Source organism: Pseudomonas fluorescens, assembly GCF_001708445.1.
GTDB classification, from domain to species: Bacteria; Pseudomonadota; Gammaproteobacteria; order Pseudomonadales; family Pseudomonadaceae; genus Aquipseudomonas; species Aquipseudomonas gorinensis.
This window is the reverse complement of sequence record NZ_CP015637.1, coordinates 5,071,959-5,091,465: the sequence shown is the minus strand read 5'-3', so window position 1 is coordinate 5,091,465 and position 19,507 is coordinate 5,071,959. Positions and strand designations below refer to the sequence as shown.

The following is a 19,507-nucleotide window of genomic DNA, read 5'->3' as shown; positions in this document are numbered from 1 at the left end:
GGGCCATGGCTCATACTGCTGTTTTGCCCTATACCGATGGAGTCCCAAGATGAAGAAACTCGTGCTGTTGGGCGCCCTGGCGCTGTCCGTGCTGTCCATGCAGGCTTTCGCTGAAGGCAAGCCTCTGAAAATTGGTATCGAAGCGGCTTACCCTCCGTTTGCCTCGAAGGCGCCGGATGGCAGCATCGTCGGTTTTGACTACGACATCGGCAACGCCCTGTGCGAAGAGATGAAGGTCAAGTGCACCTGGGTCGAGCAGGAGTTCGACGGCCTGATCCCGGCGCTGAAAGTGCGCAAGATCGACGCGATCCTGTCGTCCATGTCCATCACCGAAGACCGCAAGAAGTCCGTGGACTTCACCAACCGCTACTACCTGACCCCAGCGCGCCTGGTGTTGAAGGAAGGCACTGCGGTCAGCGACAGCCTGGTTGAACTCAAAGGCAAGAAGATCGGTGTGCAGCGCGGTTCGATCCATGACCGTTTCGCCAAGGAAGTCCTGGAGCCTAAAGGCGCCACCATCGTTCCTTACGGCACCCAGAACGAAATCTACCTGGACGTGGCTGCCGGTCGCCTCGACGGTACCGTGGCCGACGCGACCCTGCTGCAGGACGGCTTCCTGAAGACTGACGCCGGCAAAGGCTACGCGTTCGTGGGCCCAGCCTTCACCGACGTCAAATACTTCGGCGACGGCGTAGGTATTGCCGTACGCAAGGGTGACAAGGAAAACCTGGAGCGCATCAACGCCGCTATTGCCGCGATCCGCGCCAATGGCAAGTACAAGCAAATCCAGGACAAGTACTTCGACTTCGATATTTACGGCGCTGACGCCAAGTAATTCATCGCAGCTGTCTGTCCGAAATGGCGCAAGCAACAGAATTCCTGCGGTTTGCGCCATTTTTTCATCCCCCTTTTCGAGGACCTGAATCATGTTGAAAGGCTACGGGGCCGTCATCCTCGATGGCGCATGGTTGACGCTTCAGCTCGCCTTGTCGTCCATGGCCTTGGCCATTGTTCTGGGTCTGATCGGGGTCGCGTTACGCCTGTCGCCGGTGCGCTGGTTGGCCTGGCTGGGTGACTTGTACTCCACGGTGATCCGCGGGATCCCCGACCTGGTGCTGATCCTGCTGATTTTCTACGGCGGCCAGGACTTGCTTAACCGCGTCGCGCCGTTGCTCGGCTATGACGACTATATCGACTTGAACCCCTTGGCCGCCGGTATCGGCACCCTGGGTTTCATCTTTGGCGCCTACCTCTCGGAAACCTTCCGTGGCGCCTTCATGGCCATCCCCAAGGGCCAGGCCGAAGCCGGCCTTGCGTATGGCATGAGCAGCTTCCAGGTGTTTTTCCGGGTGATGGTGCCGCAGATGATCCGGCTGGCGATCCCCGGGTTTACCAACAACTGGCTGGTACTCACCAAGGCCACCGCGCTGATTTCGGTGGTGGGCCTGCAAGACATGATGTTCAAGGCCAAGCAGGCGGCAGATGCCACCCGCGAGCCTTTTACCTTCTTCCTCGCAGTGGCGGCGATGTACCTGGTGATCACCAGCGTGTCGTTGCTGGCCTTGCGTCATCTTGAGAAGCGCTACTCGGTAGGCGTAAGGGCGGCTGATCTATGATCTTCGACTACAACGTCATCTGGGAGGCCATGCCGCTGTACCTCGGCGGCCTGGTGACCACCCTGAAATTGCTGGCTTTGTCGCTGTTCTTCGGCCTGCTCGCCGCCTTGCCCCTGGGCTTGATGCGTGTGTCCAAGCAGCCGATTGTCAACGGCATTGCCTGGCTCTACACCTACGTGATCCGCGGCACGCCGATGCTGGTGCAGCTGTTCTTGATCTACTACGGGCTGGCCCAATTCGAAGCCGTACGCGAGAGCTTCCTGTGGCCGCTGCTGTCCAGCGCCACCTTCTGCGCGTGCCTGGCCTTTGCAATCAACACCAGTGCCTACACGGCCGAAATCATTGCCGGTAGCCTCAAGGCCACTCCGAATGGCGAGATTGAAGCGGCCAAGGCCATGGGCATGTCGCGCTACAAGCTGTACCGCCGCATCCTGTTGCCATCGGCCCTGCGCCGCGCACTGCCGCAGTACAGCAACGAAGTGATCATGATGCTGCAGACCACCAGCCTGGCATCCATCGTCACCCTGATCGACATCACCGGTGCCGCACGCACGGTGAACGCGCAGTACTACCTGCCGTTCGAAGCCTATATCACCGCTGGCGCGTTCTACCTGTGCCTGACCTTTATCCTGGTGCGCCTGTTCAAGTTGGCCGAGCGCCGCTGGCTGAGCTACCTGGCTCCACGGAAGCACTGATATGGAACGCATCGATCACCTGTTGCCCTGGGGTCACCTGGGTTGCGAGCGCCAACTGAGCGTATTCCGTTTCGGCGGCGGCGAGCGCAAGGCCTATATCCAGGCCAGCCTGCACGCCGATGAGTTGCCCGGCATGCGTGCGGCCTGGGAGCTGAAAAAACGCCTCACCGAACTGGAACGGCAAGGTGCCTTGAACGGCGTGATCGAGCTGGTGCCGGTGGCCAACCCGATGGGCTTGGGCCAACTGTTACAAGGCAGCCACCAGGGCCGTTTCGAGGTGGGCAGCGGCAAGAATTTCAACCGCGATTTCGTTGAGTTGAGCGAGCCGGTGGCGGAGTTGCTCACAGGTAGGCTGGGGGATGATCCTCACGCCAATGTGCGCATGATTCGCCAGGCGATGACCGATGCGCTCAACGCCTTGCCTGATCCGAGCAGCCAGTTGCAAGGCATGCAGCGCATCCTGCTCGGCCACGCCTGCACCGCCGACATCGTCCTCGACCTGCACTGCGACGCCGAAGCCGCGCTGCACATGTACGCGCTGCCCCAGCACTGGCCGCAGTGGCGTTCGTTGTCGGCGCACTTGAATGTGAAAGTCGGTTTGCTCGCGGAAGATTCCGGTGGCAGCTCGTTTGATGAAGCCTGCTCGTTGCCGTGGTTGCGCTTGTCTCGTGCCTTCCCCGAGGCGCAGATCCCGCTGGCCTGCCTGGCGACCACCCTGGAGTTGGGCGGCCAGGCGGACACGGGGCGTGACGAGGCGATCTTCCACGCCGAAGGCATCCTCGCGTTTCTCGCCGAACAAGGCCTGATCCAGGGCGAATGGCCGGCGCCGCAACACGAACCGTGCGAAGGCGTGCCCTTCGAAGGCACCGAATTGCTGTTCGCGCCCCACGCCGGGGTGATCAGTTACCTGCGTAAAGCCGGGGACTGGATCGAGAAGGGCGAGCCGATTTTTGAAGTGATTGATCCCCTGGAAGACCGCGTGAGCACGATCTGCGCGGGCACCTCGGGGGTGTTGTTTGCCGTTGAACGGCTACGTTATGCCCAAGCGGGTTTCTGGCTGGCCAAGGTGGCGGGGCGCGAAGCGCTGCGTCACGGGCGCTTGCTCAACGACTGACCACCTGTTTTTGTGAGAACCGACCGCATGTACAAACTTGAAGTCCAAGACCTGCATAAACGCTATGGCAGTCATGAAGTGCTCAAAGGCGTGTCCCTGGCCGCCGCGGCCGGTGATGTGATCAGCATCATCGGTTCCAGTGGTTCGGGCAAAAGTACCTTTTTGCGCTGCATCAACCTGCTGGAGCAACCCCACGCCGGCAAGATCCTGCTCAATAACGAAGAGCTGAAACTGGTGGCCAACAAGGACGGCGCCATGAAGGCCGCCGACCCCAAGCAACTGCAACGCATGCGTTCGCGCCTGTCGATGGTGTTCCAGCATTTCAACCTGTGGTCGCACATGACAGCGCTTGAAAATGTGATGGAAGCCCCGGTGCATGTGCTGGGCATGTCGAAAAAAGACGCCCGCGAAAAGGCCGAGCATTACCTGGCCAAGGTGGGCGTGGGCCATCGTAAGGATGCGTTCCCTGGCCATATGTCTGGCGGTGAGCAGCAGCGCGTGGCGATTGCCCGTGCCCTGGCGATGGAGCCGGAGGTGATGCTGTTCGACGAACCCACCTCGGCGCTGGACCCGGAACTGGTGGGCGAAGTGCTCAAGGTGATGCAGGACCTGGCCCAGGAAGGCCGCACCATGGTGGTGGTCACTCACGAAATGGGCTTTGCCCGTGAAGTGTCGAACCAGTTGGTGTTCTTGCACAAAGGCATCGTGGAAGAGCGCGGCAACCCGCGGGAAGTACTGGTCAACCCGCAGTCCGAGCGGTTGCAGCAGTTCTTGTCCGGCAGCTTGAAATAATCAAGGCCGCTGCTCCCCCCTGTAGGAGCGAGCTTGCTCGCGAAGATCGTCAACGGTAACGCGGGAAGCCTGATACCCCGTGGGGTTCTCAGGTTTTTCGCGAGCAAGCTCGCTCCTACAGGAAAGCAGGTCTTTATCGTTTTTGAGCTTTGTGTTGGTTTACGGGCTAGCATTGGCCTTTGTCTTTATTACTGTTACAGGCTTCGGATAGCACTCCATGACCGCCCACAAAATTGGTTTCCTGATTTGGCCCAGCACAAAAGCACTCACGCTTGCGCTGGCTGAGGAGGCTTTGCGCGTTGCTCAACGGGTGCATCCGGAGGTGGTCTACGAACTCTCGTTTCTGCTGGCCGAGCCGCCAACCCAGGGTGCCTGGCAATTGCCAGGCGAGCCGTGGGCCGGCAAGCTCGAAGGCTTCCAGAAGCTGTTCCTGCTGGCGGACGAACCGCCGACCGTGATCGCGTCGCAACTGAGCACCGCGCTCAAGCAGCTCGTTCGCGCCGGTTGCGTGATCGGTGGCTTGTCGGCCGGCGTTTACCCGTTGGCGCAACTGGGCCTGCTCGATGGCTACCGTGCCGCCGTGCACTGGCGCTGGCAGGACGATTTCGCCGAGCGCTTCCCCAAGGTCATCGCCACCAGCCATCTGTTCGACTGGGACCGTGATCGCCTGACCGCCTGCGGTGGCATGTCGGTGCTTGACTTGCTGTTGGCGGTACTGGCCCGCGACCACGGCGCCGAGCTGGCCGGTGCGGTCTCCGAAGAACTGGTGGTGGAGCGCATTCGCGAAGGTGGCGAGCGCCAGCGTATCCCGTTGCAAAACCGCCTGGGTTCCAGCCATCCGAAGCTGACCCAGGCGGTGTTGCTGATGGAAGCCAATATCGAAGAGCCGTTGACCACTGATGAAATCGCCCAGCATGTGTGCGTGTCGCGACGACAACTGGAGCGGATCTTCAAACAATATCTCAACCGCGTCCCCAGCCAGTACTACCTGGAACTGCGCCTGAACAAGGCCCGCCAGATGTTGATGCAAACCAGCAAGTCGATCATCCAGATCGGCCTGTCCTGCGGCTTCTCCTCGGGGCCGCATTTCTCCAGCGCCTACCGCAACTTCTTCGGCGCCACCCCTCGCGAAGACCGCAACCAACGGCGCAGCAGCAGCCCTTTCGAGTTGTCGTCGGTACCGTCCGAGCGCGGCTGATCAGGCGCGCTTCATTCCTCCATGCTATCCGGCGAAGCGGGCCTGACCAGCGGGTTGCCCTGCGTGTCCAGGCGGGCCTGTGCAACTGCCAAGTCGTTGCCGGTTTGCAGGTAATACTGCCTGAGGTAGCTGAGGCTTTGCGCCGACCAGGGGTTGCCGCTCAAATCGGATGTATGGTCGAGTGGCGAGGCCAGTTCCAGAAAGTCGGCGGGCAGCACTTCGATCAGGTTGTCGCTCAAGTCCAGGGTGCGCAGCTCGGGCAAGGCGGACAGTCCTCGTGGTAGTTCGCTGATCTCGGTGTCTTGCAAGTACAGCGACTCCAGTTGGGTCAGGTGACTGACATCGGGGGGGATGCCCAGGATGTTCTCGCTCAAGTCCAGATACACCAGGTTCGTGACCCCTGACAGCGCATCGACGCTGATGGGGGTTAATCCGATAGCGCACTCGGTCAGGCTCAGGGTATTCAACCCGGTCAGTGTAAACACCGTGGGTGGAATCGTGCCCAGGCTGAGTTTGCAGAGGGTCAGGCTTTTGAGTTTGGGAAAGCACTTGAGGAGGCCATCGACCCGGGTCGTCGTGCCCTCTCCATCGAGCTCGAAGGACGATATGTGGTCAAAGCGTGCGCTCAGTTCTGGCAGCTCGCCCAGGATCGGCGCGTCGAACCCCAGCCTGTGGGTGACCTCAAGGCTGCCGTTGTTGTCATCCAGTTCGGTTTCGCGGCGCCAGGCGTCTTCAAGTAATGTCTTGAAGGCCATGCGATTGAGTTGATCCTGTGCTCGTGTTTGCTCATCCAGGGGCACATCCAGAATCGGGTGTCGCTGGGGAGTGTCCAGCGCCCATTGCTGGAGATCGGCGCGCAGTTTTTCATATTCGGCCTCAAGACGTTCAAGCGCTGGCGCGGCTTCGTCCAGGCCGCCTGGCAGCTCAAAGAAAAAGCGATTGGCTTCACCTTCGGCAAAGGTGGGGTACAGCACTTTGATCCTGTCGCGCATTGGCGTGGGCGCGTCGGCCTGGAAATGTTCGCCGGTGCGCTGGCAATAGCGTTTGATCTGCATCAGCGTCGACCTGGACAGCGGGTTGCGCGAGAGGTCGAATGCCGCCGTTACGTTTGCGGGTAAGGTGAACGCTACCTCGGGAACCTGGGTGATCAGGTTGTCGCTCAAGTCGATGCGCTTGCGTTCGACGGAGGTCAGCAGGCCTGAGGGAATTTGCGGCAGGTCCGTCTTTTGAAGGTTGAGGCGGGTAAGCCTGGGAGGCAGGGCAAAGTCCGGGAACCGAGCCAGTGGGTTATGACTGAGGTCCAGCTCCTCCAGGTTGGCCAGTGTGGCGAGTGATGCGGCGCTCTCGGCTGACAGCGTGAGGCGGCAGTGGGGCAGGCGCAATGACGAGAGTTGTGGGAGATCGAACACCGCATCGGGGATATCACTGAGCCCGTAGTGCTCGATAGCCAGATGGTTGAGCGAAGGAAACCCTTTGAAAAACAGTGGCGACTGCAACGGAAACGGCGCCCCCGACCCTTGCAGGCGCAACGACGATACATGGTTGAACGTGCTGTTGAGAGGGGGGAATTCTCCCTCGAAGGGTTGCGAGTTTTCCAGGGTGTAAGTGGGGATGACCTGCAGGCTCTGCTCATCCAATTCGCCCTCCCGACGCCAGCAGGCTTGGAGTGTCTGTTTGAACGCTTGTCGCCGGGTTTGCTCCTCGGGCAGCGTGGTTTGCCTGACCCATGTGTCGAGCCCGTCGGACAGGCCCGCGTATTCAGTTTCCAATCGTGCCAATTCGATCTTGCCCATTTCCAGATTCCCGGGCAGGCCAAAGATAAAGCGGTTGACTTCATCCACGCTGAAGTCAGGGAACAGCGATTTGACTTGGCGGATATCCACGTCTGAAGCGTCGATCCCCCAATAGATGCCCGTGCGTTGGTAGTAGGTCTTGGCCTGCTCCAGTGTCTGTCGCGACAGGGGGTTGTCGGAGAGGTCGAACGTTTTGGTGGTATCGGCCGGCAGCTCAAAGAGCGCGGGTGGCACTTGAGTGATTTGGTTGCTGGAGAGCACCGCCAGTTCCAGCGCCGGTCGGCTGAGCAAGCCGGCAGGCATCGCGGATATGCCCGTGCTGGACAAGTCCAGAAACTGCAGGTCAACCATGTTCTCGACACTGGGAACCCGCTCCAGCGGATTATTGAACAAGTCCAGGGTCCGAAGCGCGTTCATGGCGGTCAGCCTGGCCAGGCTCGCGGGCGTCAGGGTGATGTTGCATTCGCTGAGAATCAAGGTATTGAGGGTGGGCGAGGTGTTGATGGCCAACGGTAGATCGCCCAACTGAGCGTTGCTGATGCTGAGGTAACGCAGCCTGGGGAAACTGCGCAAAAACCTATCGACGTTCAGGGCCGTTTGATCGCCCTTGAGTTCCAGGTAGGAGATGTGTTCGAAGTTTGCCCGCAAGGCCGGCAGCTCCCCGGAAAGGGGGTAGGGAAGTTTGAGCATCTGGCCGTTACGGGCAGGAGGGGCGAAGTATGCGTCAACCTCGGTTTCCCGGCGCCAGCCACGTAGCAGCGCCTGTCGGAAAAGGCGGCGATTTTGCCGCGCATCGTTGTGTGCCTGGTGGCTGATATTCACCTCAGCGTCTGCGGAGTACCTGGGGGTGTCGGCTACCCAGGCGGCCAGGTCGAGATCGAGTTGCAGGTATTCCAGGCGTAGCGCGGTCAAGATCGGCATGGCCCCGCCCGGACGTCTGTTGAGGTCCTCGATCAGATCGGCGATTTGTTCGTCGGTGTGGGCGGGAAACAGTTCCCGTGCCATGCCCCGCAGGTCGGGTTGTGCGGCCGGCCCCGCAGGCGCTGGTGGGTAGGCATCCATGCCCAGCAAGCGCAGGTGGGTGCGGCTATCGGCGGGCGGGTGGGCCGGCTGGGCGCCGAGTAGCCTGCGCAAGGGTTGGCGTTCCAAGGCATGCTTGCGCAATGCCTGCTTGAGTGCCGGGCCTTGGCCGATGTGCAGGCCCAGGGCGTCGCGCCTGGCATCCGGGAGGGCCTGGAGGAGTGCGTTGTACAGGTCTGTTTCGCCAGACAGTGGGCCGCGGCTGTCTTGGGGGGTGTATCGCCCTTCGGGGGAACGTACCAGGGTGCGCTTGATCCGTGCCTTCGGTGGGCCGATGGCATCCATGAGGATGCCGGTTTGGTCGTGTATCTCGAGGCGTATTTTTTTTGACCAGCCAGGCAGTCGCTCCAGGGAGTGCAAGGCCAGTCGATGGGTGCCCAGGTCGTCCGTCGAATCCAGATACAGGCCCTCATAGGCATGGTTGACCTGTGCCTCGTCGCGCAGCGCTTGAGCCAGCTGGGTCAAGCGCGCCGGGACGGTACCTTGGTCGACGTCCTTGAGTTCTGTGCTGCTGGCGCTCTCCAGCAGGGCGTCGGCTGCGCTGAGTGGCAGGCCTGGCGTGTTGTCGATCAATGTTTGCTGGCGCGGGTTGCTCGGTTTATCGAGCAGCAGGTAGCGGGTCTCGAACAACTCGCGGCGATGCGATTGGGCCAGTGCGCCCAGTTTTTTTCTGAGTTTGAGCGCCCGATTGGACATGGAGGTGAGCGGATCACCGAACGCTTCCCCCAGCAAGGTTTTGCGTTGTGGTTCGTCCAGCGCTTCCAGCAAGGTTTTCAGCAGGTCGCCGTTTTTCAATTGGGCTTCATGTACTTGCACCACGCTGGCGTTTTTTTCACCGGGCAGTTCCCAGAGCGTTTTGCCCTGGGTATCGAGGAAGCGCAACGTCTTGGCTTTTGGCCAAAGGCTCAGGTTGGCAAGCAGGTGCAGTTGGGTTTGCGCATCGGCCCGTTTGTAAATCGCTGGGTCATCGCTGTTCATTTGGTCGATGAAGTCCTGCAGCGCCCGGTCGATCTGGAAGCGTTCAAGGGTATCGGTCAGCAGCGGGGGCGGTCGGTGCTGGTTGACGTACATCTTGCGCAAGGCGCCGTCGTCGATGGCGCTGATATGACGAGCCATGGCCAGTTGTTCATCGTTGAGCCCGGCCGTTTTCGGCCCCTGGCGTTTCATGAGCGTGGCGCTGTCCCAACTCAAGGGGGTATCCAGCTCGCTCAGCCAGGCGCCTTTGCCATTGGTCAGCAGGGGCGGGCGGTAGGCGTTGGTTCGGGTGGGATGTTTCAGGTAGGGCTGTTGGGTCTTCGGATCCGTCAGTACCACGAAGGGTTTGTCCGACAGCAGCAGGATATCTTTACCGTTATGGGGATGCAGCCCTTCTGGGCCGGGGTAAGCGTGGCTGGGCAGTTGGATATCGTGGGCGTAGGGCGCGAGGTCCGGTTTCCAGAGCCGAGCCTTGCCATTGGGCAGCATGACGGGCTTGAGGCGGTTGAAAAACTTCACCGCTTCGGAGGGCAGCAAGGCGCGTAGGGCGCCGGCGGCCATGGGCGCGCCGGCGATGAACAAGCCCAGTTCCACGCCTTGCTCCACGAACGATAACAAGTGCCCGAATGCCTCGGTCACGTCGCCCACCGCCCAGTCGATGATCCATTCAAAGGCGTCGTCGAGCATTTGATAGGCGCTGTAGCCGAGCATCAGCAGGCCCACGGGAGGGACAAATGGGGCGACGATGAACGCTGCGATTTGCAGGATCGCCGACGCGACTTTTTGCACGATGGCCCAGCGCTCCCAGCGTACTTTCTGATCGACGCTTGCCGTGGACACGGCCATGGCGCGGGCATCGTTGAACACCTTGCTGAGCGTTGCCTGGAACAGGTGGCTGAACAGGTCCCCGCTGATGCCGCTGGCGCGGAACGCCAGGTGTGGATGGTCGATGGGGGTCTCACGCCAGGACGGCAGCGGGTCGCCGTGAGTGTGCGGGTGCCAGGTGACCTTGGAGAGCCGGCGGTTGAGGTCGGCGAAGAAGGGGCCGCGCTCTTCGTGATTGACGAAGCGGCTGAAGAACTGTTGGTACTCGGCGTTGCGCAGGTGGTTGCCCAATGCGCTCATGAAGTCGGCGAGTGTGGGGTACTGTTTGAGCGGTGCGTAGGGGTCGTCCGGGATATAGGCGATCACACCTACCGGGTGACGACTGCCAATGTTTTCGGCAAACAGCACGATGCCGGTCAGCGTGGTCGACATGATGCTCAGGCTGTAGCACAGCAGCGGGTAGCAGGTGCTGTGGCTGTCGTCGGTGTTGAGCAGGCGTTGCAAGCGTATGAAGGACTGATCGTCAGGCAGATCGCCTTTCATCCGGGCCATCTGCAACGCGACGCTCAAGTCCGCCACCTGGCTTTGCTTGAGCTTCAATCGCAGGCGGGTTGCGGCCACCGGGTTTTTGAAATCAAAGAATTGTTCAAGGTAGCGCTGGTACTGGGCGCCGATGTCCAGTTCCCGGCACAGGGCAGTGAACTGATCGACCGCGATGTGCGCGTCGAGAGAAGGCAGGCTGTCGAATTGACCGGTACGGGTGGGCTGGGTGATGAAACCGGATGACGCTTCGAATACTTCGCCCGCTTCAAAGTTGTGCAGGGCGGCGTCTACCAGTGAAACGGTCCAGGTTCTTGCCGCCCCCGAGCGAACGGGGAACCAGGGGATGGTTTGGGGAATGTACAGGCGCAAGTAGGTGGCGCTGACATCTGGCTCAACGCCAAAGCGTTGCTTGAGGCGCGCTTGGAGCAATGGGGCGGCGAAGTCTTGCGGCGACTTCAGGTTGCCCATGGCCTGATCGACCGCGGTCTTCGCCTTCCAGGCAGCGCTCACCAGGGTTTTGAGGGTGTCATGGGCTTCAGGGGTGGCGGTTTTGTACCACGCGGGGAGGTCCGGCTGGACGTTGCTCAGCGCGGTGCGTCTGGCTGGGGAGAGGTTGGGCAGCCAGTCGGGAACGGCCTGCGTGAGGATGTCCATGTGCGGGTCGCGATAAACCGCCAGGTCCGGAAGTTGGAGGGATGAGGTCGGTTGGGTCATGGGGGGGACGCCTTGGTGTGATGAACAGGCGTGAGAGCAGACCAATTTCGGTGGGCCCATCGGGGGTAGATAGATAACCGGCCGCCCGTTACGTTGCAGCTATCCGGCTTGACCATCTGCCGTTGTGACGCGCCAGCGTTTAAACTGCGCCATTGCGATGCTATTTGTCGCATTGGCGTAAACCCGCGAAAATCGCGGGTTGGCGCTATAAGAAGTTGTCGCTTGGCGACAAGGCCGCACTGAAAACTGTCCTTACAATCCCTGCATCGCCCGCCAGTTCCAGGCAGGCGTTCCTCTTCAGGAGACTCCGATGTCCGTTGAGCAAGCCCCGGTGCAACGTGCCGATTTCGACCAGGTGATGGTGCCCAACTATGCACCTGCTGCCTTCATCCCCGTGCGTGGCAAAGGTTCCCGCGTGTGGGACCAGGCGGGTCGCGAGCTGATCGACTTTGCCGGCGGCATCGCGGTCAACGTATTGGGCCACGCCCACCCGGCGCTGGTCGGTGCCTTGACCGAACAGGCCAACAAGCTGTGGCACGTCTCCAACGTGTTCACCAATGAGCCGGCCCTGCGCCTGGCGCACAAGCTGATCGACGCCACCTTTGCCGAGCGCGTGTTCTTCTGCAACTCCGGCGCCGAAGCCAACGAGGCCGCGTTCAAGCTGGCCCGTCGTGTCGCGTTCGACCGTTTCGGCAGCGAGAAGTACGAGATCATCGCCGCGCTGAACAGCTTCCACGGCCGTACCCTGTTCACCGTGAACGTCGGTGGCCAGTCGAAGTATTCCGACGGCTTCGGGCCGAAGATCACCGGCATCACCCATGTGCCGTTCAATGACCTGGCCGCGCTGAAAGCCGCCGTGTCGGACAAGACCTGCGCCGTGGTGCTGGAGCCGGTGCAAGGCGAGGGCGGCGTGCTGCCGGCCGAGCTGGCCTACCTGCAAGGCGCCCGCGAACTGTGCGACGCCCACGACGCGCTGCTGGTGTTCGACGAAGTGCAGACCGGCATGGGCCGCAGCGGCCACCTGTTCGCCTACCAGCATTACGGTGTGGTGCCGGACATTCTCACCAGTGCCAAGAGCCTGGGCGGCGGTTTCCCGATTGCCGCGATGCTCACCACGGAAGCCTTGGCCAAGCACCTGGTGGTCGGCACCCACGGCACCACCTACGGCGGCAACCCGCTGGCGTGTGCGGTGGCGGGGGCGGTGATCGATGTGATCAACACGCCTGAAGTGCTGGCTGGCGTCAACGCCAAGCACGACCTGTTCAAGGCGCGCCTGGAACAGATCGGCAAGCAGTACGGCATCTTCACCGAAGTGCGCGGCCTCGGCCTGCTGCTGGGTTGCGTGTTGAGCGACGCCTGGAAAGGCAAGGCCAAGGACGTGTTCAACGCGGCCGAGAAAGAAAACCTGATGATCCTGCAAGCCGGCCCCGACGTGGTGCGTTTCGCGCCGAGCCTGGTGGTGGACGAGGCGGACATCAACGAGGGCCTGGATCGCTTCGAACGTGCGGTAAAAACCCTGACCCAAGCCTGATAGCGACACATTTTGCTGGCTGGACCGGGTCAAAAATGTGGGAGGGGGCTTGCCCCCGATAGCGGTGTATCAGTCACTGATGCAACAACTGGAAGACGGCTATCGGGGGCAAGCCCCCTCCCACATTGAAATTTGCCCCACAAGAGGATAGGTGGTGTTCCTGACCTGTCCGGTATTTTTTCCCTATGAGTTTTCGAGTTAAGGAGTGACACCATGCTGGTGATGCGCCCCGCGCAAATGGCTGATCTGGGCGAGGTACAGCGTCTGGCTGCGGACAGCCCGATTGGTGTCACTTCCTTGCCGGATGATGTCGAACGCCTGAGTGACAAGATCGCGGCCAGCGAAGCGTCTTTCGCGGCCGAGGTCAGTTTCAACGGTGAAGAGAGCTATTTCTTTGTGTTGGAAGACACCGAGACCGGCAAGCTGGCGGGCTGCTCGGCCATCGTCGCTTCGGCCGGCTACTCGGAGCCGTTCTACAGCTTTCGCAACGAAACCTTCGTGCACGCCTCCCGTGAGCTGAAGATTCACAACAAGATCCACGTGCTTTCCCAGTGTCACGACCTCACCGGCAACAGCCTGCTCACCAGCTTCTACGTGGTGCCCGAGCTGGTCGGTTCGCCGTGGTCGGAACTCAATTCCCGTGGCCGCCTGTTGTTCGTTGCCAGCCACCCCGAGCGCTTTGCCGACTCGGTGGTGACCGAGATTGTCGGCTACAGCGATGAGAACGGTGACTCGCCGTTCTGGGATGCGATCGGGCGCAATTTCTTCGACCTCAACTATGCCGCCGCCGAGCGCCTGTGCGGGCTGAAAAGCCGCACCTTCCTCGCCGAGCTGATGCCGCATTACCCGATCTATGTACCGCTGCTGCCGGACGAAGCCCAGGAAGCCATGGGCCAGGTGCACCCGCGGGCGCAGATCACCTTCGACATCCTGATGCGCGAAGGCTTCGAGACCGACCATTACATCGACATCTTCGACGGTGGCCCGACGTTGCACGCACGGGTCTCGGGGATTCGCTCGATCGCCCAGAGCCGTGTGGTGCCGGTGAAGATCGGTGAAATGGTCAAGGGCGTCGGCCGCCAGTACCTGGTGAGCAACGGCCAGTTGCAGGACTACCGCGCGGTGATGCTGGAACTGGATTACGCCCCCGGCAAACCGGTGACCCTGGACTTGGCCGCGGCCGAAGCCCTGGGTGTCGGCGACGGCGCGAGTGTGCGCCTGGTAGCGGTATAAATAGAGTTTCGCGGGTGGCTGCAAAGCGGCCCGTTTGAGGAGATAGCATGATCGTTCGTCCCGTACGCAGCAGCGATTTACCGGCCCTGATTGATCTGGCGCGCAGCACCGGCACCGGCCTGACCACCTTGCCGGCCAACGAAGAGCGCCTGACCCACCGGGTCGGCTGGGCGGAAAAAACCTTTCGTGGCGAAGCCGGGCGCGGCGATGCCGACTACCTGTTCGTGCTGGAAAACGACGAAGGCCGCGTAGTGGGGATTTCCGCCATCGCTGGCGCCGTCGGCCTGCGTGAGCCCTGGTACAACTTCCGTGTGGGCCTGACCGTCAGCGCCTCCCAGGAACTGAATATCTACCGTGAGATCCCGACGCTGTTCCTGGCCAACGACCTCACCGGCAATTCCGAACTGTGCTCGTTGTTCCTGCATGCCGATTACCGCACTGGCCTCAATGGCCGCATGCTGGCCAAGGCGCGCCTGCTGTTTATCGCTGAATTCCCGCAGCTGTTTGGCAACAAGATCATTGCCGAGATGCGCGGGGTGTCCAACGACGCCGGGCGTTCGCCGTTCTGGGAAAGCCTGGGCCGGCATTTCTTCAAGATGGAATTCAGCCAGGCCGACTACCTCACTGGCGTGGGCAACAAGGCTTTTATCGCCGAGCTGATGCCCAAGTTCCCGCTGTACAGCTGCTTCCTTTCCGAAGACGCGCGCAACGTGATCGGCAAGGTCCACCCGGACACCGAGCCGGCCCTGAGCATGCTCAAGAGCGAAGGCTTCAGCTACCAGGGCTATGTCGACATCTTCGACGCCGGCCCGGCCGTGGAGTGTGAAACCAGCAAGATTCGTGCGGTGCGCGACAGCCAGTCCCTGGTGTTGGCCATTGGCACGCCAGGTGACGACGCCACGCCGTTCCTGATCCATAACCGCAAGCGCGAAGACTGCCGCATCACCGCCGCACCGGCGCGCCTGGCGGCAGGCACCTTGGTGGTGGATCCGTTGACCGCCAAGCGCCTGCAACTGGTAGTGGGTGATCAAGTGCGTGCCGTACCGTTGTCTGCTGCTCGGGAGTCGAAATAATGAATTCGCTGTATATCGCAGGTAGCTGGCTGGCAGGCCAGGGTGAGCTGTTCGAATCGCGCAACCCGGTGACCCAGCAAGTGCTGTGGGCCGGCAATGGCGCCAGCGTCGAACAGGTTGAGTCCGCCGTGCAGGCGGCGCGCCAGGCGTTTCCGGGCTGGGCCCGGCGCCCGCTGGAGGAGCGCATCAGCGTGCTGGAAGCCTTCGCCAATACCCTGAAAAGCCGCGCCGATGAAATCGCCCGCTGCATCGGCGAAGAAACCGGCAAGCCGCTGTGGGAGTCGGCCACCGAAGTCACCAGCATGGCCAACAAGATCGCCATCTCGGTACAAAGCTACCGCGAGCGTACCGGCGAGAAGAGCGGCCCGCTGGGCGACGCCACCGCCGTATTGCGCCACAAGCCCCACGGCGTGGTCGCGGTGTTCGGCCCTTACAACTTCCCGGGTCACTTGCCCAACGGGCATATCGTCCCAGCCCTGCTGGCGGGTAACACCGTATTGTTCAAACCGAGCGAGCTGACCCCCAAAGTCGCCGAGCTGACCGTGCAATGCTGGATCGACGCCGGTTTGCCGGCGGGCGTACTCAACCTGCTGCAAGGCGCGCGGGAAACTGGCATTGCGTTGGCGGCCAACCCAGGCATCGATGGGTTGTTCTTCACCGGCTCCAGCCGCACCGGCAACCATCTGCACCAGCAGTTCTCCGGGCGTCCGGACAAGATCCTGGCCCTGGAAATGGGCGGCAATAACCCGCTGGTGGTGGATGAAGTGGCCGATGTGGACGCAGCGGTCTACACCATTATCCAGTCGGCGTTTATCTCCGCCGGCCAGCGCTGCACCTGTGCCCGTCGCCTGCTGGTGCCCGAAGGCGCCTGGGGCGATGCGTTGCTGGCGCGCCTGGTGGCGGTCAGCGCATCGATCAGCGTCGGTGCCTTCGACCAGCAACCCGCGCCGTTCATGGGTTCGGTGATTTCCCTGGCGGCGGCCAAAGCCTTGATGCAAGCCCAGGAACTGATGTTGGCCAATGGTGCCGTGGCCCTGCTGGAAATGACCCAGCCCCAGGAGCAGGCCGCCTTGTTGACGCCGGGCATCATCGACGTCACCGGGGTGACCGAGCGCGAAGATGAAGAGCTGTTCGGCCCACTGTTGCAGGTGATCCGCTACGCTGATTTCGCCGCGGCGATTGCCGAAGCCAACAACACCCAGTACGGCCTGGCCGCTGGCTTGTTGTCCGATTCCGAAGCGCGTTACCAGCAATTCTGGCTGGAAAGCCGTGCCGGGATCGTCAACTGGAACAAACAGCTGACCGGCGCCGCCAGTACCGCGCCATTTGGTGGGGTAGGGGCGTCGGGCAACCATCGCGCCAGTGCCTATTATGCGGCGGATTATTGCGCGTACCCGGTGGCGTCGCTGGAGACCCCGAGCCTGGTGGTGCCTGCCACATTGACCCCAGGCATAACACTGGCCTGAATGTGGGAGGGGGCTTGCCCCCGATGGCGGTGTGTCAGTTGATGAATCAGGTGACTGATCCACCGCTATCGGGGGCAAGCCCCCTCCCACAGGGTTCAGTGGCGTATTCAAGTAATTTGATGCCTATAAAAACAGATGTTCGTGGAGCCTCGCCGATGAAATCCTATGAAGTCAATTTTGACGGTCTAGTGGGGCCGACCCATAACTACGGCGGTTTGTCCTACGGCAACGTCGCGTCCCAGAGCAACAGCCAGCAGTCTTCCAACCCCAAGGAAGCCGCGTTGCAGGGCTTGCAGAAGATGAAAGCGCTGATGGACATGGGCTTCGTGCAAGGGGTGCTCGCGCCTCAGGAACGCCCGGACGTGGCCGCCTTGCGCAACCTCGGCTTCAGCGGCAGCGACGCCCAAGTGATCGAGCAGGCGGCCAAGCACGCCATGCCGCTGCTGGTGGCCAGTTGTTCGGCATCGAGCATGTGGGTGGCCAATGCCGCCACCGTCAGCCCGAGCGCCGACACCGCGGATGGCCGCGTGCATTTCACCGCCGCCAACCTCAATTGCAAATACCACCGCAGCATCGAACACCCCACGACCAGCCGCGTGCTGGGGGCGATGTTTGCTGACCAGAAACACTTTGCCCACCACGCGGCCCTGCCGGCGGTGGCGCAGTTCGGTGACGAAGGCGCAGCCAACCACACGCGTTTTTGCCGCGACTATGGCCAGGCCGGTGTGGAGTTTTTCGTGTACGGCCGCAGCGCGTTCGACAGCCGTTACCCCGCCCCGCAGAAATACCCGGCGCGTCAAACCCTGGAAGCGTCGCAAGCCGTTGCGCGGCTGCACGGTTTGAAAGATGAAGGCGTGGTCTACGCCCAGCAGAACCCGGCCGTGATCGATGCCGGCGTGTTCCACAACGATGTGATCGCGGTGGGCAACGGCGAAGTGCTGTTCTACCACGAGGATGCGTTCCTCAATACCGAACAGATGCTTGCCGAGTTGCAGGGCAAGTTGGGCCGGTTGGGCGGCAATTTCCAGTCCATCTGCGTGCCGCGCGCCCAGGTCAGTGTCGAGGACGCCGTGCGTTCCTACCTGTTCAACAGCCAACTGCTGAGCCGCGCCGATGGCTCGATGTTGCTGATCGTGCCCGAAGAATGCCGCGCCAACGAGCGCGTATGGCACTACTTGCAAGGCCTGACGGCGTCCGGTGGGTTGATTCGCGAAGTCAAGGTCTTCGACCTCAAGCAAAGCATGCAGAATGGCGGTGGGCCGGCGTGCCTGCGTTTGCGCGTGGCGTTGAACGAAACCGAGCTGGCAGCGGTGAACCCAGGGGTTATCATGACCGCGCCGTTGTACGACACACTGACCCAATGGGTCGACAAGCACTACCGCGACAGCCTGCGCGAAACCGACCTGGCTGACCCGCAATTGCTGCTTGAGTGCCGGACGGCACTGGATGAACTGACGCAAATCCTTAAACTGGGCTCGGTTTATCCTTTCCAGATCAATTAACGCCGTACGGCTGAGAGTTATTTATGAGCACCGACACCCTGCAACTGATCCTTGAAGACACCGACGGCACCCAGCTGGAAACCTCCTGCACCCGCGTCGCCGTGGTCTGGCAGGGTAAGGAAATCTGGATCCAGCACGACGGCCGTGGCCAGCTGCTGATCGGTGTGGATGTGGAAGAAGGCGACTCCGAATACGCCAACCTGCTGATGCGCCCACTGGCTACCAACCTGATGAGCCTGCAACTGGAAATGGAACCGGCCGACGTTGAAGGTGATGATGACGATCACGTCCACGGCCCAGGCTGCAACCACTAAGGAAGCTGCGTATGCTCGCCCTCGGCAAACTGCTTGAACTGACCCTCGCCGGTCGCGAACCGGCGCAAAAAATTCAACTGACTGTCGACGGCGTGCAGATGCGCTGGCTCAGCGAGGGCGCACTCGAAGTACGCCCGCCGCAAGCCCGCGACAACGGCGGCGACCTGCTGCTGTCGTCCGGTATCCATGGCAACGAAACCGCGCCGATCGAATTGCTCGACCGCCTGTTGCATGGCATTGCCCGTGGGCAGATCAAGCCCCGCACCCGTATTCTGTTCCTGTTCGGCAACCCCGAGGCCATGCGCCGCGGTGAACGTTACCTCGAACTGGACGTCAACCGGCTGTTCAACGGCCGTCATGAACAAAACATCGGCCCCGAGGCCATGCGTGCCGCCGAGCTGGAGCAACTGGCCCGCAGCTTTTTCAGCGTGCCTGGCCGTTCGCGCCTGCATTATGACCTGCACACTGCGATTCGCGGCTCGAAGATCGAGCAGTTCGCCCTTTACCCATGGAAGGACGGGCGCCAGCACTCGCGGCGCGAACTGGCCCGCTTGAGCGCTGCCGGCATGCAGGCGGTGCTGTTGCAGAACAAGACCTCGATCACCTTCACTGCCTTTACCTACGAACAACTCGGTGCCGAAGCCTTCACCCTGGAGCTGGGCAAGGCGCGGCCGTTCGGGCAGAACCAGGGCGTCAATGTTTCCCGCCTGGAGCTGCGCCTCACGCAGATCATCGAAGGCAGCGAGCCTGAGACTGACAGCCTGGACGGCTTGAAACTGTTCGCCGTGTCGCGGGAAGTCATCAAGCACAGCGATGCGTTCCTGCTGCACCTGCCGGCGGACGTGGAAAACTTTTCGGAACTGGAAAAGGGTTATCTGCTGGCCGAAGACGTCGCCAAGACCCGCTGGGTGATCGAGGAGGAGGGTGCACGCATCATCTTCCCCAACCCGAAGGTGAAGAATGGCTTGCGGGCAGGGATATTGATCGTGCCGACCACGGACGTGGGCCTGGCATAGGTCTCAAGGCGTATCCGGATCCAAATG

Annotated in this window: 14 protein-coding genes; 13 read left to right on the top strand and 1 reads right to left on the bottom strand. The window is 61.5% G+C overall.

Annotated elements, in window-relative coordinates:
- Positions 1-49 precede the first annotated feature (49 nt).
- From A7317_RS22585 to A7317_RS22560, 6 genes are all read left to right on the top strand, one after another.
- Complete coding sequence (locus tag A7317_RS22585) at positions 50-835, top strand: ABC transporter substrate-binding protein (RefSeq protein ID WP_024077014.1); 786 nt, start codon at positions 50-52, stop codon at positions 833-835.
- Between the two features lie 91 nt (positions 836-926).
- The gene (locus A7317_RS22580; RefSeq protein ID WP_024077013.1) at positions 927-1,616 is read left to right on the top strand and encodes an ABC transporter permease; all 690 of its coding nucleotides are present in this window, start codon (positions 927-929) and stop codon (positions 1,614-1,616) included.
- Positions 1,613-2,311: an ABC transporter permease gene (locus tag A7317_RS22575; RefSeq protein WP_024077012.1), complete on the top strand. Its 699-nt coding sequence runs from the start codon at positions 1,613-1,615 to the stop codon at positions 2,309-2,311. Before A7317_RS22580 ends, A7317_RS22575 begins: the two co-directional genes overlap by 4 nt.
- 1 nt (position 2,312) lies before the next feature.
- Entirely contained in the window at positions 2,313-3,425 is a 1,113-nt protein-coding gene (locus tag A7317_RS22570) for a succinylglutamate desuccinylase/aspartoacylase family protein (RefSeq protein WP_024077011.1), read from the top strand.
- 27 nt (positions 3,426-3,452) lie between these two features.
- A complete protein-coding gene (locus tag A7317_RS22565; RefSeq protein WP_003214336.1) occupies positions 3,453-4,217 on the top strand; it encodes an ABC transporter ATP-binding protein in 765 nt (254 codons plus the stop codon).
- A 217-nt stretch (positions 4,218-4,434) separates the two neighbouring features.
- Positions 4,435-5,415 (top strand): GlxA family transcriptional regulator, encoded by a 981-nt coding sequence (locus tag A7317_RS22560; protein WP_024077010.1) that lies wholly within the window; start codon positions 4,435-4,437, stop codon positions 5,413-5,415.
- Between the two features lie 11 nt (positions 5,416-5,426).
- On the opposite strand, the gene A7317_RS22555 is transcribed toward A7317_RS22560, so the two are convergent.
- Positions 5,427-11,345 (bottom strand): leucine-rich repeat domain-containing protein, encoded by a 5,919-nt coding sequence (locus A7317_RS22555; RefSeq protein WP_069076865.1) that lies wholly within the window; start codon positions 11,343-11,345, stop codon positions 5,427-5,429.
- A 310-nt stretch (positions 11,346-11,655) separates the two neighbouring features.
- Between A7317_RS22555 and A7317_RS22550 the strand changes: the two genes are divergently transcribed.
- The 7 genes from A7317_RS22550 to astE all read left to right on the top strand — a co-directional run bounded on the left by A7317_RS22550 (position 11,656) and on the right by astE (position 19,480).
- The gene (locus tag A7317_RS22550; protein ID WP_024077008.1) at positions 11,656-12,876 is read left to right on the top strand and encodes an aspartate aminotransferase family protein; all 1,221 of its coding nucleotides are present in this window, start codon (positions 11,656-11,658) and stop codon (positions 12,874-12,876) included.
- A gap of 213 nt (positions 12,877-13,089) precedes the next feature.
- Positions 13,090-14,109, top strand: coding sequence for an arginine/ornithine succinyltransferase subunit alpha (aruF, locus tag A7317_RS22545; protein ID WP_024077007.1), 1,020 nt, complete (start codon positions 13,090-13,092; stop codon positions 14,107-14,109).
- A 47-nt stretch (positions 14,110-14,156) separates the two neighbouring features.
- Complete coding sequence (gene astA, locus A7317_RS22540) at positions 14,157-15,182, top strand: arginine N-succinyltransferase (protein ID WP_024077006.1); 1,026 nt, start codon at positions 14,157-14,159, stop codon at positions 15,180-15,182.
- Positions 15,179-16,648 carry a succinylglutamate-semialdehyde dehydrogenase gene (astD, locus tag A7317_RS22535; protein ID WP_168232627.1) on the top strand — a complete coding sequence of 490 codons (1,470 nt, stop codon included), beginning with the start codon at positions 15,179-15,181 and terminating at the stop codon, positions 16,646-16,648. Before astA ends, astD begins: the two co-directional genes overlap by 4 nt.
- Positions 16,649-16,803: 155 nt before the next feature.
- Positions 16,804-18,150, top strand: a complete 1,347-nt coding sequence (gene astB, locus A7317_RS22530; protein WP_024077004.1) for an N-succinylarginine dihydrolase — start codon at positions 16,804-16,806, stop codon at positions 18,148-18,150.
- Between the two features lie 23 nt (positions 18,151-18,173).
- On the top strand, positions 18,174-18,464 hold the full coding sequence (locus A7317_RS22525) for a hypothetical protein (protein WP_024077003.1): 291 nt from the start codon (positions 18,174-18,176) through the stop codon (positions 18,462-18,464).
- 11 nt (positions 18,465-18,475) lie between these two features.
- Positions 18,476-19,480 carry a succinylglutamate desuccinylase gene (gene astE, locus A7317_RS22520; protein ID WP_024077002.1) on the top strand — a complete coding sequence of 335 codons (1,005 nt, stop codon included), beginning with the start codon at positions 18,476-18,478 and terminating at the stop codon, positions 19,478-19,480.
- Positions 19,481-19,507 lie beyond the last annotated feature (27 nt).